The following is a 20415-nucleotide window of genomic DNA, read 5'->3' as shown; positions in this document are numbered from 1 at the left end:
TGAGCGGCTTTTTTATGGGTTAAGGCTTTATGGATTCTGGTTGAGACAGGCCAGCCAGACGGCGCAGCTGGGTCAGCAGATAATCCCGGTAGAACTGCCCGAACAGCTTGCCGGGCTCGAGGGAGGCGATCACCGTCTGGCGCAGCCGCTCCAGATTGCTGGGCAGGCGGCGCACATGGGTATCGATCCAGACGATGTTGCCGGAAGGGGAGAGCATCAGGTTGCCCAGATGAAGATCCCGGTGATAGTAGCCGTGCTTTGCCAGGTGATAGATATCCTTGGCGAGCCGGTGCAGCAGGGCCAGGCGATCGCTCTCGTCTGCCTGTTTGAAGTAGTGCTCGCCGGAGCTGTGCTCCGCCAGGTAGTGCACGGCCAGGAAAGAGGCGTGGGGGTTGAGCGGGTTGAGGGCGATACCGGCGGCCTTGCAGGGGACAACTTGGAGTCCGGCCTTGCGCAGGCGGCGATTGCTCTGCCACTCGCGCAGGGCGTCGATATGACCGATCAATCGCTTGCTGAGCTGATCCCGGCACCACCAGCCGAGGGTCCAGCGCGGGTACTTGTCTGGCACTATCTTGCACAGGCTGTTACTGGCGGGATGGAGCCAGAACTGGCTGCTGGCGATGCGCTCCAGACGGCGGGTCTGCTCGGTCTGCAGCAGTGACCAGTGATCCAGTTCGAGCTGGTCATGGAGCAGCAGGTAATAGTGTTTCTTGCCGTGCAAGTCGAGTGTGGTCAGCGTCATGGGATTGGGCGTTGATCGGGACGATAGGTACCATCCCCGAGAGGATGATGATTATCTGTACCAGTGTGCGACCCTGTTGCTGACCGGAGCTGAATGAACAACAAAAAAGCCGCCCCGGGGAGGGGCGGCTCTTTGTTGGTGCGAAGCTGCGGGATCAGACGTGGTTGTACATCGCCTCGATCTCGTCCTGATACTTGGCCTCGATGATCTTGCGCCGCAGTTTCATGGTGGGGGTCAGCTCCCCCAGCTCCATGGAGAAGGCGCTCGGCAGCAGGGTGAACTTCTTCACCTGCTCGAACTTGGCCAGCTCTTTTTGCAGCTCGTGGATCCGCTCCTCGAAGAAGGTCACCACCTTGGAGTGGCGCAGCAGCTCGGTCTTGCACTGGTACTGCAGGTTGATGGAGCGGGCGTACTCCTCCAGCGACTCGAAGCAGGGCACGATCAGCGCCGAGACGAAGTGGCGGGCATCGGCGACGATGGCGATCTGCTCGATGAAGCGATCCTTGCCGAGGGTCCCTTCTACCAGCTGGGGGGCCACGTACTTGCCGTTGGAGGTCTTCATCAGCTCCTTCAGCCGTTCGGTGAAGTAGATGTTGCCCTCGCCGTCGAGCTCGCCGGCATCGCCGGTGCGCAGGAAGCCATCCTCGGTCATCACCTCGGCAGTGGCCTCGGGTTTGTTGTAGTAGCCGCGCATCACGGTCGGGGAGCGCACCAGCAGCTCGTTGCTCTCGCCGAGCTTCACTTCGATGCCGTTCAGGGCTGTGCCGATGGACCCCAACTTGAATTGGCTATCCTCGTAGCAGCAGACAGTGGCGGTGGTTTCGGTCATGCCGTAGCCGTACTTGAGGTTGAGCCCCATAGCCTGGAAGAAGAGGTTCACGTCATCGGCCAGGCGGGCGCCGGCTACCGGCAGGAAGCGGGTACGACCGCCGAAGCGGGCGCGCAGCTTGCGAAATACCAGGCGTTCGGCCAGGGCCAGCTGGGCGTAGAGCCAGGGGGAAGCGGACTTGCCCTGCTGACGGGTGGCAACCATCTGCTTGCCGACCCGGGTAGCCCAGCCAAACAGGGCGCGGCGCAGGCGCGGCGCCTGGGCGACTTTGGCCTGGATCATGGCGTAGGCCTTCTCGTAGAGGCGCGGCACGGCGCACATCACGGTCGGCTTCACCTCGCCGATGACATCCATCACCTTCTGCGGGTCGCGGATGTAGACGTTTTCGGCACCGCAATAGAGCACGTAATAGGTCCAGGCTCGCTCGAACACGTGGCTGAGCGGCAGCATGCAGAGCGACACATCCTGCTCGTTCAGATCGAGGCGGCTGTTGTGCATCTCGAAACAGGCGGCGATGTTGGCAAAATCGAGCATGACCCCCTTGGGCTCGCCCGTGGTGCCGGAGGTGTAGATCAGGGTCAGCAGGTCGTCCATCCGGTACTGGCTTTCGCGCTCCCGCAGCGCCTGTTCGCTGGCCTGATGGTTGCCGGAAACCAGGAAGGTCTGGAAGTGGCTGGCCTGCGGGCAGCCACGCAGATCGACTGTGCCATCGAGGGCGACGATCTGGCGGATCTCGCCGGCCTGCAGCAGGGTCAGCGCCTGATCAAACTGGGGCTGCTCACCGACGAACAGCAGGCCGATGTTGGCATCGCGTACTATGTAGCGCAGCTGATCGAGCGTACTGGTGGGATAGATGGGAACGCTGACGCCGCGGGCGGCGAGGATGCCGAGATCGGCCTGGGTCCACTCCGGCATGTTGCGGGCATAGATGCCGACCATTTCGGTGGGCTGGTGGCCGGCGCGGATCAGCGCCTGGGCGCAGTAGTCCATGGCCTGGCCGAGGGTGCGCCAGCCGATGGCACGCCATTGACCATCCTGCTGAACCCGCAGGGCGGCCTTGTTGCCAAGCTGGGCAATGCGCTCACGCATCAGTCGAACCAGATGAAGCTTCGGCATCAATCAAACATCCTTTAATTACAGTTGTACGCCCGCGAGGGCACTAAAAATCGGGCTAGAGTTTAAACTCGACTATTACGGCTTACAAGTGTTCGCTGTTTGTTCTGGATCACAAAGAGTGCAAATAGCTCTATCTCTGCACAGGGCAGCCGATATAAAAAAAGTGTGTACAGGGGAGGTAACGATATGAATTTATGGCTTAAAGGGGGATTGGCCGCCGGGGTGCTCATGGTGGCGGGGGGCGTCGCCTGGTTCTTCTCGGGCAGTGAGGCGGACAAGGCTGCCAGCGCCTGGTATCAGGGGGATGAGGGGTATCAGAGCGCGCAGCGTCAGGCGCTGTCATCCGGCCAGCCGCTGCTCTATGTACTGGAAACTCCGAAGTGTCGCCGCTGCAAGGCGCTGGATCAGCGCTTCTGGCAGAGCGACGAGATGGTGGGCCCCCTCTCGCGACTGGTGAAGGTGAGGCTCAATCCGGGGAGCAGGGATGGCAGCGAGCAGATCCTGCGCCGCTTCCCCAAGGTGGCGACGCCGCCCGGCATCTACGTACAGCGACCGGGTGAACCCTTGAAGCCCATCAAGCTGGTGGTGGATATCAACCAGATCTGGATGCCGGGCAAGACCTGGCAGCGGGGCTTCTATATGCCGCTCTCGGCGGCGGCCTTCGAGGCCGTGCTCGAGACCACCCTGGCGCTGCAGGATCCCGCCCTGGACAATGCCCCGCTGGAGTGATGCCGGGGCAGGTCACCAAAGCCCTGATGTCAGCCGAAGTCGAACAGGCGCGACATCAGGATCGCATCTTCCCGCTCGCTGCCGGTACCGTAGTAGTCGGCCCGGCGGCAATATTCCGCAAAGCCGGCGCTCTCGTAGAGGCCGATGGCGGCCAGATTGCTGGCGCGCACCTCAAGAAACCAGGCCTCGGCCCCCTTCGCCTTGCTGCGAGCCAGATACTCCTTCAGCAGCGCCCGGCCCAGCCCCTTGCCCTGAAAATCAGGGTGCACGCAGATGTTCATCAGCGAGCTGTCGCCGGCCACCAGATCAGAGATGTAGAAACCGGCCGGGCGGCCATCCACCAGCATCAGGCCGTTGAGATAACGGGGGCCGAAGCAGGAGAGCAGGTTGGCCTGACTCCAGGGCTCCTTGTGGGCGGCCTGCTCAATGGGATAGACAAGCTCGAAATCGCTCTCGAGCAGGGGACGAAACTCAGCCATGGAAACTCCGAAACTAGGGAAAAATGGCGACAAGCCGTACTGGTATCTGCCGAACCAGGTAGCGTGCCGCCTTTGTAAAATCAGGTAAAAAGAGCGGTATCACCGGGCTGGCTTGCGACAAGATGCCCTCTTATGCCGCCGTCGCGGCCAGTCGTTGACGCAGCTGTTGCCACAGCGCCCGCTTCTGCGTCCCGTTGGGCGCGAGCGGGCAGATCAGGGCGTCGGGCCAGCGGGGATCGCCCTCGGTCAACCAGAGCAGGGGCGGCTCGCCGGCGGGCATCTCCCCAAGCAGTGACACCTCCTCCGGCGTAATGCCGAGCAGCTGGCAGATATCGGCCAGCAGAGGCTGAGCGGGCAGCTGCGGGGCCAGCAGCCAGAGCTTGCCGTCTGGCATGACAGCCTCTTGGGTCTGTTCGCCGCTGGCGGGCTGCGGCTCGGTTGGTTCAGGGGCGCCACCCAGCAAGGCCGGGCGGCGCAACTGCCAGCCTTGAATGCCCATGCGGGCCAACATGCTCTGACGTACGGGATCTTGCATGGGGCGACTCACTCTTGATCTGCGTTGGGGAAAATCGTGCCGGGCAGGGTACACTCGAACGGGTTTTGCTGCACCCTTTGCAGCGTCCAGCCTTGGCCCGCGCGGTTTTTTCCTGCCAGAACGGGGTATTTTGCAGCAACCAGGGCCAGAATAAACATCATAACAAGACAAAATCCAAGGGCGAACAAACGGATATCACCCCTTGGCGCCATCATTATCTCAGCTTCGGAATTGTCTCTATGTCGCTTTCAGCTCAAGCCCACGCCGCCGTGCGGTCCATGCCCATCCATGAACGCCTGCCCCGTCTGCTGACAGCCCTCGGCGAGGGGCTCTATGAACGCCAGGATGCCCTGCGGCTCGGTCTGCTGGCTGCTCTCAGCGGCGAGAGCGTGTTTCTGCTGGGGCCCCCCGGCATCGCCAAGAGCCTGATCGCCCGCCGGCTCAAGCTGGCCTTTCACGAGGCCCGCCACTTTGAATACCTGATGACCCGCTTCAGCACGCCGGAAGAGGTGTTCGGTCCTCTCTCCATCCAGGCCCTGAAGGAGGATGGCAAGTACCTGCGCCTGACCAATGGCTACCTGCCGGAGGCCGAGGTGGTGTTCCTCGACGAGATCTGGAAGGCGGGCCCCGCCATCCTCAACACCCTGCTCACCGCCATCAACGAGCGGCAGTTTCGCAACGGCGATGGTCAGTACCCCATCCCGATGCGGTTGCTGGTGACTGCCTCCAACGAGCTGCCGGCCCCCGACAGCGGGCTGGAGGCCCTCTACGACCGCATGCTGGTGCGGATCTGGATGGACAGGGTGCAGGAGAAGGCCAACTTTCAGGCGATGCTGGCCAGCGACGGTCACGCCCATCAAAACTTGCCGGCCGCCTTGCAGATCCAAGGGGAGGAGTACCTGCAGTGGCAGAGCCAGATTGAGCAGGTGCGCCTGCCGGAAGCCTGTTTCGAGCTCATCTATCAGCTGCGCCAGCAGCTCGACAGCCAGTTGGCCCATCGCTGCTACGTGTCGGATCGGCGCTGGAAGAAGGCCGTCAGGCTCATCAAGGCGAGCGCCTTCTTCAACGGCCGCGACGAGGTGGCCCCCCTCGATCTGCTGCTGTTCAAGGATTGCCTGTGGCACGACGAGGAGTCCCGCACCGCCCTGCTGGAGATGATGACCGAGTTTTCCCGCCTCTACGGCTATCAGCAGCTGGCCATGACTCGTCAGCTGCTGACCCTGCGGGACAGGTTCAAGCAGCTGAAGCAGCGGGTCGCCCAGCGTCTCTGCTGCAAGGCGCGCCAACGCAAGCAGTGGTTTGGCCGCCGCGCGCGGGGGATCGAGATCCCCCTGGCCAACGCCAGACCCTTCGGCAAGGCGGTGCACTTCCACCTACTCACCCCGGCGCCGCTGGATGGTGGCGATCCCGAGCGTCTGACCGAGACTCTGGTGTTCGATCGCACCCTGCTTTCCCACTGGCACCCGACCGGTGAAGCTCTGGCGGGCTATCAGTATGGCAACCCGAAAGAGGGCCATTTTGAGCTGGTGCTGGATGACGAGCTGCGGCTTCACGTGCTGGATATCCAGCGTCAGCAGATCCCGCTGGTACTGATGGAGCGCAATGCCATCCCCGAGGTGGTGCTGGAACCCTGGTTGCAGGAGCTGGACGAGTTGCAGGCCGAGGTGGCCAAGGTGGTGCAGTCGCTCAAGCAGCAGCGCAGCCTGTTTGAGCGCCATCAGCAGCACCTCTTCATCGGCCAGCGCTGGCTGCAGCAGGTGGAGGACAGCTTCTTCGTGCTGAACCGGGATCTCGAGCAACTCTCCGGCGAGCTGGCGCACTGGCGCGAGCGGTTGCCCAGGCTGGACGACTAAGGAGTTCCCATGCTGGAAATTGGCATGCTGGATCTGGGGCTCCTGATGGGGGAAGGGGAGCTGGCGGGGGAGGTGGCGCTGCTGCTGGCGGCCTCACCCAAGATCTCCGAGTTCATCAAGCGCTCGCCGCTACAGGGCAAGCTGTTGAAAAAGCGCCTGCAGAGCTGGGGCGAACAGCTTGGCGAGGAGATCCGCCACAAGCCGGTGCCGGTGGCGCTGGAGCAGGAGTACCTGCTCTATCAGGCGCATCGCCAGCTACCGATGACTGAGCTTATCGGCCGCTTGCCGACGCTGCTGGAGGCGCTCGAGCAGTACAGCCCGTTCGCCGGCGAAGCCCGCAGCCTGGTGCGCCAGCTGGTGGCTCATCCGACCGAGAGCCTGCGCCAGCTGTTTGTCGAGAAGTGGCGTGCCAGCCTGGTGGGCAGTTTGCTGCAACTGCAGCAGCAGATCGCCGAGGCGGAGCGGGAGAAGCAGCGCCAGGAGATCGAGGATCAGCTGCTGGCGAGCCGCACCCTGGCCGATGCCCTCGATCCCCACCAGATCTCGGCCGGTGGTCTGTGGGATCTGGCCCAAGGCAGCTGGCACAAGCGCAGCCTGGTGCTGGTCAAGCAGTATGCCCGTATGTTGCAGCGGGAACCCCTGCTGGCTGAGATAGCCGCGCAGCTTGGCCGCAGCGAACGGGATCGGCAGGCGCAGGAGCAGCCGGTGCCGCCGGTGCAGATGCTGGAGCTCGAACCTGCCCCTAGCGACGATGTGCCCGACGATTTGGTGGGGATCCATCAGGCCAGCGACCTGATGCGACTGCTGCCGAGCGAGGCGGTGATGCTGGGGCTGCCGGAGCTGGAGCTGGAGTTCTATCGCCGCTATCTGGAGCGGCGCCTGCTCAGCTACCAGTCACGGGGTACCCTGCCACGCCAGCGCATCATGCTGCGCACCTCGGAACAGGGTGGACACCAGTTGCAGCAGCGGGGGCCCTTCATCGTCTGCGTCGATACGTCGGGCTCCATGGGCGGTTATCCGGAGGAGTGTGCCAAGGCGCTGTTTCTGGCGCTGCTCAAGGTGGCGATGGATGAGAAGCGCGGCTGCTATCTGATGCTCTTCTCTACCGAGGTGGCGACCCTGGAGATCACCGCTGACACTGGGCTGGACAAGGCGGAGCGCTTCCTCTCCATGAGTTTTCACGGCGGTACCGATCTGGTGCCCTGTCTCGAGAAGGCGTTGCTCAAACTCGACGAGCCCGCCTTTGCCAAGGCGGATGTGCTGGTGATCTCCGACTTCATCGCCCAGAGTCTGCCCCATCCCCTGCTCGATCAGATGAATCGCTATCGCCATCGCGAGACCCGCTTTCACGCCGTCGCCATGTCCCGCCACGCCAAGCAGGCGCTGCTGCGGGTATTCGACAACAGCTGGTTGCTGGATTGCGGCCTGCGTGGCCGCCTGCTGCGCCGCTGGCAGCAGCACTGAGGGATCCCGCTGTCAGTGAGCCGGAGTGTGGCTCAAGGCACGTTCGTTGACCTGTTCCTGATCCAGCAGTGGCTGACCGCTCGGACGGGAGATGTGAAAGCCCCGTTTGCCGCTGCGCTTGACCTGGTACATGGCCTGATCGGCCCGGGCCAGGGCGGCGCCGAAGTCATCCTGGGGCCGGATGGCCGCAATTCCCATGCTCAGACCCACATTCCCGTCGCCGTTGGCGAGGGGGAAGGGGGTCGAGATGAGCTCGATGCAGAGTTGGGCCAGCTCGTGGGTACGGGGATCCTCGCTCTCCCAGGGGAGCAGCAGCACAAACTCGTCGCCGCCAAGGCGTCCCAGTTCGCTCTCTTCCGGACAGCACTGCCTGAGACGCTGAGTCAGGGCGACCAGCAGCTCGTCTCCGGCCCGGTGGCCCAGGTTGTCATTGACCTGTTTGAAGTCATCGAGATCGATGAAGCAGATGGATTTGAAACCCTGGTTGAACTTGCGCTGCAAGGCGGTGCGGTTGGCCAGGCCGGTGAGGGGATCCCGATGGGCGAGCCGGGCCAGCTGCTGCTCGTACTCTTTCTCGTGGGTGATGTCGATGTGGGTGCCCATCACCCGGATGGGGTTGCCCTGTTCATCCCGTTCCACCACGCGGCCCCGATCCAGCACCCAGGTGGTCTTGCCATCCTTGGCGATCATCCGGTGCATCACCTGATAAAACGGGCTCTTGCCGCTCAGATGGTCGAAGAAGGCCTGCAGCACCCGCTCCCTGTCTTCCGGGTGCAGGTGCTCGCGCCAGACGTCGAAATGGGCAGACAGCTCCTTGGGCTGAAATCCCAGCATGGCGCCCCAGCGGCGGTTGAAGATGATGAGCTTGCCGGTGGGGATGTGGTTTTGCCAGATGCACAGGCCGGTACCATCCATGGCGGCGTCCAGTTTTTCGCGGGCATCGTCGGCGATGCGCTTTAGCCGCTCGTTTTCCAGCTGCAGCCTGGCATAGGCAGCCTGCAACTCCTCGTATGTCATCCCGCCACATCCCTGCAAAAAGAACATATAGTCGATGCTGGGTCTGCTCCTGTAAAGCGCCGGATTTCGTCATTGTGAGGAGGGCTAAAAACCGGATTTGGCATAAGGTTTGCTGCCAGGTCGGACAAGGAACGATATGATGAGTTATCAGAGTATCAGTGCTATCGAATGGGGAACCTGATCCGGCATGAAGCGTTGCATGACCTTGATCCTGTGGGCGTGTCTGGCTTGCTCTCCTGCATGGGCGGCACGAGGCCCCCTTGGCGAGCCGCAATTATCCAAAGAGTTGCAAGCGCTGGAAGAGGGGGGCCTGCCCGATCGCATCTACCGATTGCGAGTCGCCGCCCTGGCGGCCAATCGCGATGCCTATTCCCCCGACGTGCAGGGCCGGATTGCCCGGCTGCAGTGTCGGGCCATGCCGGCCGAGCGGGACAGCGAGTATCGCGCCGTGGTGGCTTTTGCCGACAAGGAGCTGGCCATCGCTAGGGCGCGCAAGGATCGGCTCACCGAAACCGGACTGCTTGTCTGTCGCGGCTTTCACCAGCAGATGCTGGGCAACATGAAGCTGGCGCTGGCCGATTTTGGGCAGGCACAGGGGTTGGCGCGGGAGCTTGGGGATCGGATGCAAGAGGCCGATGTCCTCAGCTATCGTGGCGAACTCTACTCCTATCAGGGCAAGCTGGCCGAGGGGCTGAAGGAGCTTATCGAAGCGTACCAGCGCTATGAAGATCTGGGCATGGAGGACAAGGGGCGGGAAGTATTGACCCTGATTGCCAACTCCTATCGGCGCATGGGGCTCTATGAGCGAGCCGACGACTATTTCAAGGAACTGGAGCAGGACTATCGCCAGCTGGGGGCCCGGGAACAGCTGGTGGATATCCATGCCCAGCAGGCGCTGCTCTACGCCGAAATGGACGAGTTCGACCGGGCCCTGCCGCTGATGCAGGAGGCCGAGCGCTACTATCAGTTCCAGCGTCAGGAGGGACTGCTGGCCTGGAGCCAGATCGAGGTGGCCACCATGCTGCTCAACCAGAACAAGGTGAGCGAGGCCAAAGCCAAGCTGAAACAGGCCGAAGTGCTGCTGCACGATCGCGAGGGGAGCGACAGCGTGACCCTGGCGCACTGGCAACTGGTGATGGCCATGGTGCTGGATGCCTCGGGAGAGCAAACCAGAGCCCTCGACTATCTGGCGCGGGCGGAGACCGTTTTCGCCAGGGAGCATAACCAGCGTTTTCTGATCCGTGTCTATGGTCTGCGCTCGCGCATCTTCGAGCGCCAGGGCCGGGTCGGCGATGCGCTGGCCAGCCTCAAGCAGTATGTGCAGACCCGGCATGCCACCGAGCTGGTGCTCAGGGAGCAGCGCTCCTTGCAGATGCGCTTCGAGTTCGATCTGGCCCGCAAGGAGCTGGAAAACCAGACCCTCAAGACCAAACAGCTGTTGCAGGAAGCCAAGCTCAAGCAACTGCAGGAGCGCCGCCAGTGGCAATTCGCCGTGGTGGCTCTGCTGCTGGTGGTGATGGGCATGCTGGTGCTCTACCTCTTCAACCGCAGCCGCAAGATGAGGCGGCTGGCCATGACGGACGAACTGACCGGTCTCCACAATCGTCGCCAGATCATGGCGCGGGGTCAGGCCTGTTTCGATCAGGCAAAAAGTGGTGGTCCTTCCCTGAGCGTCTTGTTGCTGGATATCGATCACTTCAAGCAGGTCAATGATCAGCTGGGCCACCACATGGGGGACATGGTACTCAAGGCGGTGGCTCGTTGCCTCGGTGAGCAGCTGCGGGCGCAGGACGAGGTGGGACGCAACGGCGGCGAGGAGTTTCTGGTGCTGCTGCCCGACACCAGACTTGAGGAGGCAGCCGAGGTGGCGGAGCGGATCCGCCAGCGGGTCTCCCGGCTGTGTATAGACGGGATGCCGGAGGGGCGTTTTGTCCATGTCAGCATAGGTTGCGCCCAGTATGGCCCCTTCGATGACACCCTGAGTGCCCTGATCCGGCGGGCCGACGAGGCCATGTACCAAGCCAAGCAGACCGGGCGCAACCGGGTGGTGCTGGCTCAATAGGCTTGACGTGTACCTTGCGGATTTCTCCACCATGCCAGGCTGGGTATTTTTCGCTCGCGCGGGTATAATGCCGCGCAATTTTGCTTTGACTCAGGCGAGACGACCCATGTAATGCAACGCTTTCCCCCTTTTTCCACCCGGTTGGCCTGATGCCTGCCGGCGTGGCATGCGCTGCATACAGATGTGCCGTGAGTCGAATGCGGCATCCCGGATTTATTCCCACGGTGGCCAAGGCCGCCGCCCAATAGAAGAACGTTGAATTATGTCAGCTGAATTTCTGAGTGAAGTCTCCAAGAGACGCACTTTTGCGATCATCTCGCACCCGGATGCGGGTAAAACCACCATCACCGAAAAAGTCCTGCTGTTCGGACAGGCCATTCAGCGCGCCGGTACCGTCAAGGGCCGTGGCTCGGGCCAGCACGCCAAATCCGACTGGATGGAGATGGAGAAGCAGCGTGGTATCTCCATCACCACCTCGGTGATGCAGTTCCCCTATGCCGACTGCCTGGTCAACCTGCTCGATACCCCGGGTCACGAGGACTTCTCCGAAGATACCTACCGTACCCTGACGGCGGTCGACTGCTGCCTGATGGTCATCGATGCCGCCAAGGGTGTTGAAGACCGGACCCGCAAGTTGATGGAAGTGACCCGACTGCGCGATACCCCCATCCTCACCTTCATGAACAAGCTGGACCGCGAAGTGCGCGATCCCATGGAAGTGATGGACGAGGTGGAGCGCGAGCTCAACATCATGTGCGCCCCCATCACCTGGCCCATTAGCTGCGGCAAATCCTTCAAGGGTGTCTATCACCTCTACAAGGATGAGACCTACCTCTATCAAAGCGGTCAGGGCCACACCATCCAGGAGAAGCGGGTGATCAAGGGGCTGAACAACCCGGATCTGGACGCCGCCATCGGTGAAGATCTGGCTCAGCAGCTGCGTGATGAGCTGGAGCTGGTGCAGGGTGCCTCTCCCGAGTTCGATCACGACGCCTTCATCGCCGGCGAGATGACCCCGGTCTTCTTCGGTACCGCGCTCGGCAACTTTGGTGTTGACCATATGCTGGACGGCCTGACCGACTGGGCGCCGGCTCCCATGCCGCGCAAGGCCGAGAGCCGCGAAGTGGCTGCCACCGAGGAGAAGTTCTCCGGCTTCGTGTTCAAGATCCAGGCGAACATGGACCCGAAACACCGTGACCGTATCGCCTTTATGCGCATCGTCTCCGGCACCTACTCCAAGGGCATGAAGATGCGCCACGTGCGTCTGGGCAAGGATGTGAACATCTCCGACGCCGTGACCTTCATGGCCGGCGATCGCGAGCAGGCGGAAGACGCCTTCGCGGGTGACATCATCGGCCTGCACAACCACGGCACCATCCAGATCGGCGACACCTTCACCCAGGGTGAGGATCTCAAGTTCACCGGCATCCCGAACTTCGCGCCGGAACTGTTCCGCCGCATCCGCCTGCGCGACCCCCTCAAGCAGAAGCAGCTGCTCAAGGGGCTGGTACAGCTCTCCGAGGAGGGTGCGGTGCAGGTGTTCCGTCCGCTACAGAGCAACGATCTCATCGTCGGTGCGGTCGGTGTGCTGCAGTTCGACGTGGTGGTCTCGCGCCTCAAGAGCGAGTACAACGTCGAGGCCCTGTACGAGGCGGTCAACGTCTCCACCGCCCGCTGGGTGGAAGGGACAGATGCCAAGAAGTTCGAGGAGTTCAAGCGCAAAAACGAGATCAACCTGGCCCTCGATGGCGGTGACAACCTCACTTATATCGCGCCGACCATGGTCAACCTGCGCCTGGCTCAGGAGCGTCATCCGGACGTCCAGTTCCGCCAGACTCGCGAACACTGATAACGCTTCTCAAGCCTGCATGGCTGACGAGACAAGAGACCTCGCTTCGGCGGGGTCTTTTTTTATCGGCTTTTACGGGGGAGCCGCGAGGGGAAGGGAATTCATCTGCTATCGACGATTGAGTAAAAAACCAATATAAATGAATAAATTAAATTTATTGGAGAGTGCCATGTCCGTCGTTTTGTCCGTCCAGGCACAGCTGGAAGCCTACAATGCCCATGATATCGAGGCCTTCCTGGCTTGCTTTTCCGAGTAGTTCAAAGCCTATCGTATGCCGGCAGAATCGCCCTCCACCGTTGGCAAGGAGGCGCTCAGAACCTTCTATATGGAGCACCGCTTCAACAACCCGCTGCTGAAGGCCGAACTGCTATCGAGGACGGTGCTCGGCAACAAGGTGTTCGATCATGAGCGGATCCACGGTCTTTCTCCGGATCCCATCGAGAGCGTGGCGGTGTTCGAGGTGGAAAATGGCCTCATCCAGACTGCCTGGTTCTTCTTCCCCTCCTGACACACCCGTCCTACGCTGCCGCACGGGCCTGCCGGCGACAAAGCTGGTATAAGAGAAAGTTCCCCGCGGGCGCCTGTGCCTGCCCGCGTCTGGACGACAACAAGGACAACAACAAGGAGTACATCATGCTTGGACGCATCACCAACCTCTTCCCGCTTTGGGCCTTGCTCTTCTCCTTGCTGGCCTACTGGCAGCCGGGTCTGTTCACCGATCTCAAGGTGCAGATAGTGCCGCTGCTGACCATCATCATGCTGGCCATGGGGTTGACCCTCAAACCCCGGAACTTCCTCGACGTGGTGCGCAACAAGAAGGCCATCGGACTGGGACTGGTGCTGCAATTCAGCGTAATGCCACTGGCTGCCCTGCTGATCAGTCTGCTGCTGGGTTTCGATGCCGAGCTGACGGTGGGCATGGTGCTGGTGGGCAGCGTGGCCGGCGGCACCTCTTCCAATGTGATGTGTTATCTCGCCAAGGGCGATGTGGCACTCTCGATCACCATGACGGCGCTCTCCACGCTGCTGGGCGTCATCATCACGCCTCTGCTGGTGCAGTTGCTGGCTGGGAAGAGCGTCGACGTGCCGGTGCTGGACATGCTGCTGAGCCTGGTCAAGATAGTGCTGATCCCCGTGGTGCTCGGGGTGGTCGTCAATGTCTTCCTGCACTCCCTGACCGCGCGCATCGAGCCAGTACTCCCCCTGGTCTCCATGGCGGCCATCGTGTTGATCATCGCCACCGTCGTGGCGCTCAATGCGGGTCAGTTCGCCAGCATAGGCCCCATAGTGGCGCTGGCGGTGATCCTGCATAACGGTATCGGCATCACGGCGGGCTACTGGGTCAGCCGGCTGCTCGGCTTTGATGAGCGTATCTGCCGTACCGTCGCCTTCGAGGTGGGGCTGCAGAACTCGGGGCTGGCCACTGCGCTCGCCATGAAGTTCTTCACGCCGGCTTCAGCCATGGCGGGAACCCTGTTTTCGGTTTGGCACAACCTCTCCGGTTCTCTGCTCGCCGGTTTCTGGGCCAGACGGCCACTGAACCAGACCAGCACGATAACGGGAGAGGCGGCAAGAGAGGGTTAATCAAAACAGGTTTTCGATGGCAGGACCCTGCTCGCGGGGTCCTGCCGGCTTTCCGGCGTGGTTACAGGGTGAGCACCATGCAGATCTCGCAGGCATCGTGGCCGGTGCAACCGAGCGGGCCGGGCAGGTGTTCAAAACCCAGTGACTCGTAGAGGCTGGTGGCTTCCCGCAGTATCTCTGTGGTCTCAAGGTAACAGCGCCGGTAGCCGAGGGTTCGTGCCTCCTCCAGCGCCTGCAGCACCAGCCGTCGCCCCAGTCCCAGCCCGCGCAGGGCGGGCATGAAGTACATCTTCTGCAGCTCGCAGGTCTCCTCTTCTCCCGTCAGCCTGGCTATGCCGCCGCCACCCAGAATGGTGCCATCAGGCCCTTCAATCACCCAGTAGCGGCTACCCCTGTCCTGATAAGTCTCATGGAGCTGATCCAGGTTCGGGTCGGCGACTCCATAGCCCTTGTCGGCGGTGAGGCCGTATTCGGCGGAGACGGCGCGCACCACGGCAGCGATGGCAGGGTTATCGGCCGGGGTGATGGAACGAATGCGATAGCCCTGCTGGCGGCGGGCACGGGAGAGGGCGCTGCGATAGAGGCGCAGGCCTTCCCACAGCCGCTCGCGTTCTTCCTGAGTCAACTGGGCCAGGGTCTCTTCCATGGCGCAGTCCATCTCCCTATGCAGCGCCAGTAGCTGGCTTTGACCGGCGATGGTGAGGCGAGCCTCCTTGCTGCGGCCATCGGAGGGATGGGGATGCCAGCTGATGAGCTCCCGTTCGGCGAGGCGCGCCAGCGGACGGCTGGCGTTGGACTTGTCGATGCGCAGTTTCTCTGCCAACTGCTGGTTGGTGGCAGGGCCGCTCTCCAGTTCGATCAGCAGGTGGGCTTCAATGGGGGTGAGGGCCAGCTCGCCGCATTGCTGGGAGAGCATGCCGAGTTCGCGGACCAGCTCGCGAGAGAGGGCGCGCAGGGGGCGGGGATCCATATCAGGGTTTCCTTTTTGTTGTGTACAACAACCAATTTAGTGACTTGGTTGTTGTGCGCAACTTTATTTTTCATTTCCCTGAAAATGGTTCAGGCTGCCGCCCGGCTTCTCAGCTCCGGGCGGCGGGCGAAGCAGTGAGCCAGCAGCAGCATGGTGACCACGCCGATCGTGCCCAGTACCAGCCAAGGGAGGGCGGGTTGCCCCTGCTGCAGGGCATAGTCATAGAGGGAGCCTCCCCCCACGTAGCCTGTCATACCCCCCAGGGCGAGTCCGAGTCTGCTGAAACCCATGTAGCTACCGCGGGCGTTGGGGTTGGCCAGTCGGGTCATCAGGGTCTCCCGCGCCGGCTCGCAGATGATGATCCCCAGATAGAAGCAGGCCAGCAGCACGAAGAGCCCCGACAGGGTGTTGACGAAGGCGACCAGCCCTATCCCTATTGTCATCAGCAGGATGCCGGCCATCAGGCGGTTTTCCAGCTTGTAGCGCCGCTCGCTAAAACGGGCGATGGGGTAGAGCAGCGCCAGCGACAGGGCGGTCTCCAGGCTGTACATCCAGCCAACCGCCGTGGTGCTGCCGGAGAGCTGCTTGACCAGGATGGGGAAGATCAGCATCACTTGTACCCACAGCATGTAGTAGCCGCTCAGGATCAGCACCAGCCGGCAGAAGGCGCGATCCGCCAGTACCTGCCCCAGTCCTTGCCGCATCGGGGTCGGCTTGAGGGAGAGGCGGTAAGGGGGCAACAGCAGCCAGTTGCACAGGGCCGCCAGGGTGAACAGGCCTGCGCCCAGCAGGCAGACATAGGTGAAATCAAAGCGCAGCAACCAGCTGCCGAGCAGGGCCCCGGTCACGGCGCCGGCGCTCTCCAGCATCATCAACAGGGAGATGAAGCGGCCCCGCTCGCCCGGGCGGGTGAACTTGATCACCAGGGCGGCCCGCGGTGGATCGAACAGGCAGCCACCGAGGCCGGAGAGGAAGCAGGAGAAGATCAGCATGGCGCCGCTCTCGGCCCAGGCCAGGGTGGCGAAGCCGACGGCGCGCAGCAGCATGCCGGTGACGATGAGCGGACGAGCCCCGAAGCGATCGGCCAGGGAGCCGCCGAAGATGCCCAGTCCCTGCTGGGTCAGCTGACGCAGCCCCAAGGCCAGCCCCACCAACCCCGCCGCCCAGCCGAGCTGATCCACGAAGCGCAGGCTGATCATCGGCATCACCACAAAGAAACCCAGGATAACCAGCGTCGTATCCAGCGCCAGAAACCAGCGCCCCCAATGCCTTGCCCGCTCGACCATAATGCCCTCTCTATTGATTGATGACTCCATTCTGGAGGGGCATCAGATATAGTGGTAGACGACAACTACCTATATTTCATATCAGGATTTTTTATGTCTATGGATCTGGACGATTTGCAGCTGCTGCTGGATGTGGCGGAGCTCGGCAGTTTCAGTCAGGCGGCAGCGATCCGCGGTTGGTCGCAACCTCTGGTGAGCCAGCGAATTGCCCATCTGGAACTGACCCTGGGGGCACCGCTGTTCCAGCGTCATCGCCGCGGCGTGACCCCGACTCGCGCCTGCGAGGAGTTCCTGCCAGCGGCCCGTTCGGCCCTGACAACCCTGAGCGAAGGGCGGCTGGCGCTGCAGGGGGCACCGGCGCTGCCCTGCATCCGTCTCTCCAGCTTGCCTTCCCTGACCTCGGTGGTGTTTGGCTCGCTCCTGATGGAGCTGGTGGACGAGGCGTTCGAGATCCGCTGCACCACGGATCATTCCGGCGTCATCATGCAGGAGCTGCTGACCGGGGTGACCGACATCGGCTTCGTGCTCAAGTGCCCGCCGGTGGCCGGACTACAGATGGAGCTGCTCTGCTGTTCCCCCATCATCGCCATCGCCTCGCCCATGCACCCGCTGGCAGGGTGCCACGGTTTGACTTTGCAGGACATCGCCGATCAGCGGCTTGCCCCCCAGGTGTGGGGGCCAGGTTGTGACATCTTTATTCAGCAATTGCGGCGGCTGCGCCGTGCCGCCAGCCCCTTGCACGGGGTACAGCCCGCGAGTGCAGCCCGGGATCTTGCGCTGGAACACGGCTTTATCACCCTGATGCCGGAACTGGCCATCGCGCGGGATCTGGAGGTCGGGCGACTGGTCAAACTGGATGTCTGCAATCTGCCCCAGGAGCACTGGGATGTGATGATGGCCTGGCGCGGCGGCAAACGGCCCAATCCGGCCAAGGAGGCGGTGCTGGCGACAGCCCGTGCCCTTGCCAAACGGTGGCGCGGTGAAAGGTAAGCGACCCCCTGCAAAAGGGTTGGCACCTCTGGAAGCAATTGGCTACATTGGTGCTGTTTTGTCATTTGATGACTGATTTCAAAGGAGAATCCCATGTTCTCATGGCAGTTGGATGATGAGCTTGCGCTGCTCTTTTTGCAGCCCGACATGGTGAGCGAGCTGTTTGCCCTCTGCCGTGACAACCGGGAATACCTCTCCCAGTGGTTGCCCTGGCCGCCCCTGATCCTGCGCCCCGCCGACAGTGCCACCTTCATTCGCCACGCCATCGAGAAGTTTGCCCGCGGCGAGGGGCTGACTACTGCCATCGAGTATCAGGGGGAGGTGGTCGGGGTGATCGGCTACAACCAAATAGACGCGGATCTTGGCAAGGTGGCCATCGGCTACTGGCTGGCGGAGCGCTGGCAGGGCAACGGCATCATCACTCGGGCCTGTCAGGCCCTTATCCATCACGCCTTCGAGGAGATGGGCATGGAGAAGGTGGAGATCAGCGCCGCTACTGACAACGAGCCAAGCCGGGCCGTCTGCGAGCGGCTAGGGATGCAGCAGGAGGGGATCACCCGGCGCGCCGAACGGCTGGCCGGCCGGGTGGTGGATCACGTCCACTACAGTTTGCTACGTGATGAGTGGTTGAGGTTGAGGGAATCCTGATGGTGCTGCCACATCTCAAGACGGCCCGAGCCCACCTGACGGTGCTGTCGCCGGATCAGGCCCCCATGATGCTCGACTTCTACCGGCGCAATCGCGCCCACCTAACCCCCTGGGAGCCACTGCGGGATGAGCGCTTTTATACCCTCCCTTACTGGCACGCCAGGTTGCAGGAGAGTTATGGCCAGTTCTTCCATGGCACCGGAGTCAATCTGGCGGCCCTGGATCCGGCGGGGGAGCGGGTGATCGCCACCTGCAACTTCAGCAACATATTGATGGGGATATTCAAGGCGTGCCACCTGGGTTATGCCGTCGATCAGCAGCACCAGGGGCAGGGGCTGATGCAGGAGGTGCTGCCCGTCGCCATCGATTACCTGTTTCGCGAACATGGCCTGCACCGCATCATGGCCTGCTACATGCCGGCCAATCATCGCAGCGGCGCCCTGCTGGAGCGGCTCGGCTTCGAGCGGGAGGGGTATGCCAGGGAGTATCTGATGATCAATGGCCGCTGGGAGGATCATATCCTCACCTCATTGATCAATCCGGCGCCGTAAACGGCCCATAAAAAAACGGGCCCGAAGTTTCCTTCGGGCCCGTCTTCGAATGAGGTGCTGGCTTAGTTGGCCTTGGCATCGCTCACGGCAGCTTCAACCTTGGTGGCTACGTCGTCAGCAGCTTTCTCTACGGTTGCAGTCGCTTCGGAAGCGGCTTTTTCGACGGTAGAAGTGGCTTCGCTGGCCGCTTGTTCTACGGTTGCAGCGACTTCGGCGGCCGGAGTGGCAGCAGGTGCGGCAGCCTTCTCTTCTTTCTGACCGCAAGCGGTCAACATCAGACCCAGGATACCGGCTACCAGTACTTTATTCATGTGTATACCCTCAACAAAAGATGGAGAGATGGTTGTGACAACCATCAAAGTGCGTCCTTTCACCCGGTTTTCCAATCATTGGCCGGGAGCCAAGAGGCGGACGCAATATAGCCCCAACGGTTGCAGATGAAAACGGATATCACAATGACATTTTTTCGTACCATAGATAAAAAGAACTGCTCATTTAGCTAAATTCAACTAAAAATGTCCAAAAAATGGTGATGTAGCACAACTAATCACCATTTTATCTTGCCTGCTTGGTATCTAAACGATTTTGAGGTTTCGCTTGAATCTTTGTTGTCGGCGTGGTCAGTCAGACAGCTTCTGACAAGCAAGCCGTTTTCCCGAGCTATGGCTCTCGCGTGCCAGATCCAGCAGCGCCATGACCGTCAGGGCCTCTCCGGCGGGCACCGGATTGGCCCCTTCGCCCAGGATGGCGGCGCAGACTCCGCGGTAGTAGGCACCGTAGTCGCCGGCCTCCCCTGCGACCAGCTCCTGTTGCAGTTGGCCATCCCGGATCCGGCTGAGCTGGCCTGGCTCGCTGTCCACGCCCCAGTCGGCCGCCGGAGGGCGCTTGCCGAGCTTGAGTTGCTCTTCCTGCACATCCATGCCGAACTTGAGAAACGAGCCCGCACTGCCGTGAATGACGAAGCGGGGCATGGTGGCCGACACCAGGCAGCTGCCGTGCAGCACCACCCGCATCTCGCCGTAACCCAGCACCACGTGGAAGTAGTCATCGCTCAGGGACCCCGGGCGTTGCCCGGCCAGATCGGCCTGCAGCCAGTCGGGCAGACCGAACAGCTGCAGCGCCTGATCCAACACATGGGGGCCGAGATCGCACCAGAGCCCGGAACCCGGACCGCCCGCCTCGCGCCAGCGCTGGCGCACCTCGGGGCGATAGCGATCGAAGTGCGATTCAAACAGGGCGATCTGCCCCAGGGTTCCCTCTGTCAGCAGGCGGCGCACCGTGAGGAAATCCCCATCCCAGCGCCGGTTGTGGAAGATGCTGAGCAGCCGCTGCTGTTTTTCCGCCAGCTCGACCAGCGCCTTCGCCTCGGCCAGATCCAGGGCGAACGGCTTGTCGATCACCACGTGCTTGCCGGCCAGCAGTGCCTGGCGGGCGAGGGGAGCATGGGTATCGTTGGGGGTGGCGATCACCACCAGATCAACCGTGTTGTCGCTCAGCACCTCCTCCAGCGAACCGACCCGGCAATCGGGCAGATCGGCCTGTACCTTGGCGGCATCGCGGCTTACCACACAACTGAGGCGAAGGCCCGGAGTGGCACCGAGGAAGGGGGCGTGAAAGGTCTTGCCTGCAAAGCCATAGCCCACCAGGGCGGCGTTGAGAGTCTGGCTCATGGGTGTTTCTCCGCTGACATGAGTCGGGGTCGGGCGCCTGT

19 protein-coding genes and 1 pseudogene are annotated in these 20415 nt (G+C 62.1%); 10 read left to right on the top strand and 10 right to left on the bottom strand.

The genetic code is table 11. The annotated features are described in order from the left end of the window. Positions 1–19 precede the first annotated feature (19 nt). Both MRK42_RS18040 and MRK42_RS18035 read right to left on the bottom strand, forming a co-directional pair. A complete protein-coding gene (locus MRK42_RS18040; protein WP_354688439.1) occupies positions 20–742 on the bottom strand; it encodes a lipopolysaccharide kinase InaA family protein in 723 nt (240 codons plus the stop codon). A 154-nt stretch (positions 743–896) separates the two neighbouring features. After that, complete coding sequence (locus MRK42_RS18035) at positions 897–2687, bottom strand: long-chain fatty acid--CoA ligase (protein WP_224210394.1); 1791 nt, start codon at positions 2685–2687, stop codon at positions 897–899. A 186-nt stretch (positions 2688–2873) separates the two neighbouring features. Between MRK42_RS18035 and MRK42_RS18030 the strand changes: the two genes are divergently transcribed. Then, positions 2874–3416 carry a thioredoxin family protein gene (locus MRK42_RS18030; protein WP_342013193.1) on the top strand — a complete coding sequence of 181 codons (543 nt, stop codon included), beginning with the start codon at positions 2874–2876 and terminating at the stop codon, positions 3414–3416. Positions 3417–3445: 29 nt separating this feature from the next. On the opposite strand, the gene rimI is transcribed toward MRK42_RS18030, so the two are convergent. The 3 genes from rimI to MRK42_RS18015 all read right to left on the bottom strand — a co-directional run bounded on the left by rimI (position 3446) and on the right by MRK42_RS18015 (position 4591). After that, positions 3446–3895 carry a ribosomal protein S18-alanine N-acetyltransferase gene (rimI, locus tag MRK42_RS18025; protein ID WP_026456903.1) on the bottom strand — a complete coding sequence of 150 codons (450 nt, stop codon included), beginning with the start codon at positions 3893–3895 and terminating at the stop codon, positions 3446–3448. Positions 3896–4025: 130 nt separating this feature from the next. Then, positions 4026–4430, bottom strand: coding sequence for a DNA polymerase III subunit psi (locus tag MRK42_RS18020; protein WP_201979499.1), 405 nt, complete (start codon positions 4428–4430; stop codon positions 4026–4028). A gap of 8 nt (positions 4431–4438) precedes the next feature. Beyond that, positions 4439–4591, bottom strand: a complete 153-nt coding sequence (locus MRK42_RS18015) for a hypothetical protein (protein ID WP_156141013.1) — start codon at positions 4589–4591, stop codon at positions 4439–4441. A 78-nt stretch (positions 4592–4669) separates the two neighbouring features. Between MRK42_RS18015 and MRK42_RS18010 the strand changes: the two genes are divergently transcribed. Continuing rightward, a complete protein-coding gene (locus MRK42_RS18010; RefSeq protein WP_354688438.1) occupies positions 4670–6283 on the top strand; it encodes an ATPase RavA domain-containing protein in 1614 nt (537 codons plus the stop codon). A gap of 9 nt (positions 6284–6292) precedes the next feature. Continuing rightward, positions 6293–7747 (top strand): ATPase RavA stimulator ViaA, encoded by a 1455-nt coding sequence (gene viaA, locus MRK42_RS18005; RefSeq protein WP_042071130.1) that lies wholly within the window; start codon positions 6293–6295, stop codon positions 7745–7747. Between the two features lie 12 nt (positions 7748–7759). Here the strand turns inward: viaA and MRK42_RS18000 are convergent, their stop codons facing one another. Further along, entirely contained in the window at positions 7760–8764 is a 1005-nt protein-coding gene (locus tag MRK42_RS18000; RefSeq protein ID WP_342017720.1) for a diguanylate cyclase, read from the bottom strand. Positions 8765–8963: 199 nt separating this feature from the next. Here MRK42_RS18000 and MRK42_RS17995 point away from each other — a divergent pair, with 199 nt between their 5' ends. The 4 genes and pseudogenes from MRK42_RS17995 (at position 8964) to MRK42_RS17980 (ending at position 14259) form a co-directional block, all read left to right on the top strand. Then, positions 8964–10826, top strand: coding sequence for a diguanylate cyclase (locus tag MRK42_RS17995; protein WP_342013198.1), 1863 nt, complete (start codon positions 8964–8966; stop codon positions 10824–10826). Positions 10827–11085: 259 nt separating this feature from the next. After that, positions 11086–12675, top strand: coding sequence for a peptide chain release factor 3 (prfC, locus tag MRK42_RS17990; protein WP_124240017.1), 1590 nt, complete (start codon positions 11086–11088; stop codon positions 12673–12675). A gap of 169 nt (positions 12676–12844) precedes the next feature. Next, positions 12845–13183 (top strand): annotated as a pseudogene (locus MRK42_RS17985) (nuclear transport factor 2 family protein). Between the two features lie 125 nt (positions 13184–13308). Further along, the gene (locus MRK42_RS17980; protein ID WP_354688437.1) at positions 13309–14259 is read left to right on the top strand and encodes a bile acid:sodium symporter family protein; all 951 of its coding nucleotides are present in this window, start codon (positions 13309–13311) and stop codon (positions 14257–14259) included. Between the two features lie 61 nt (positions 14260–14320). On the opposite strand, the gene MRK42_RS17975 is transcribed toward MRK42_RS17980, so the two are convergent. Then, positions 14321–15229 carry a bifunctional helix-turn-helix transcriptional regulator/GNAT family N-acetyltransferase gene (locus tag MRK42_RS17975; protein WP_354688436.1) on the bottom strand — a complete coding sequence of 303 codons (909 nt, stop codon included), beginning with the start codon at positions 15227–15229 and terminating at the stop codon, positions 14321–14323. Positions 15230–15318: 89 nt separating this feature from the next. Next, on the bottom strand, positions 15319–16515 hold the full coding sequence (mdtH, locus tag MRK42_RS17970; protein WP_042026994.1) for a multidrug efflux MFS transporter MdtH: 1197 nt from the start codon (positions 16513–16515) through the stop codon (positions 15319–15321). A gap of 93 nt (positions 16516–16608) precedes the next feature. On the opposite strand from mdtH, the gene MRK42_RS17965 reads away from it, so the two are divergent. The 3 genes from MRK42_RS17965 (at position 16609) to rimJ (ending at position 18704) form a co-directional block, all read left to right on the top strand. Continuing rightward, positions 16609–17505, top strand: a complete 897-nt coding sequence (locus MRK42_RS17965; protein WP_354688435.1) for a LysR family transcriptional regulator — start codon at positions 16609–16611, stop codon at positions 17503–17505. Between the two features lie 93 nt (positions 17506–17598). Next, positions 17599–18153: a GNAT family protein gene (locus MRK42_RS17960; RefSeq protein WP_354688434.1), complete on the top strand. Its 555-nt coding sequence runs from the start codon at positions 17599–17601 to the stop codon at positions 18151–18153. Further along, positions 18153–18704 carry a ribosomal protein S5-alanine N-acetyltransferase gene (gene rimJ / locus MRK42_RS17955; protein WP_216993700.1) on the top strand — a complete coding sequence of 184 codons (552 nt, stop codon included), beginning with the start codon at positions 18153–18155 and terminating at the stop codon, positions 18702–18704. Before MRK42_RS17960 ends, rimJ begins: the two co-directional genes overlap by 1 nt. Before the next feature lie 62 nt (positions 18705–18766). Here rimJ and MRK42_RS17950 read toward each other — a convergent pair whose 3' ends face one another. Together MRK42_RS17950 and MRK42_RS17945 are read right to left on the bottom strand one after the other, a co-directional pair. Beyond that, positions 18767–19015 (bottom strand): hypothetical protein, encoded by a 249-nt coding sequence (locus MRK42_RS17950; protein WP_026457957.1) that lies wholly within the window; start codon positions 19013–19015, stop codon positions 18767–18769. Between the two features lie 309 nt (positions 19016–19324). Further along, positions 19325–20374, bottom strand: a complete 1050-nt coding sequence (locus MRK42_RS17945; RefSeq protein ID WP_354688433.1) for an oxidoreductase — start codon at positions 20372–20374, stop codon at positions 19325–19327. Positions 20375–20415: the final 41 nt, after the last annotated feature.

The sequence above is a fragment of the Aeromonas sp. 19NY04SH05-1 genome, from assembly GCF_040581895.1.
Classification (GTDB): Bacteria; Pseudomonadota; Gammaproteobacteria; order Enterobacterales; family Aeromonadaceae; genus Aeromonas; species Aeromonas enteropelogenes.
The sequence above is the reverse complement of the archived record's forward strand: the minus strand, read 5'-3'. Positions and strand labels throughout refer to the sequence as shown.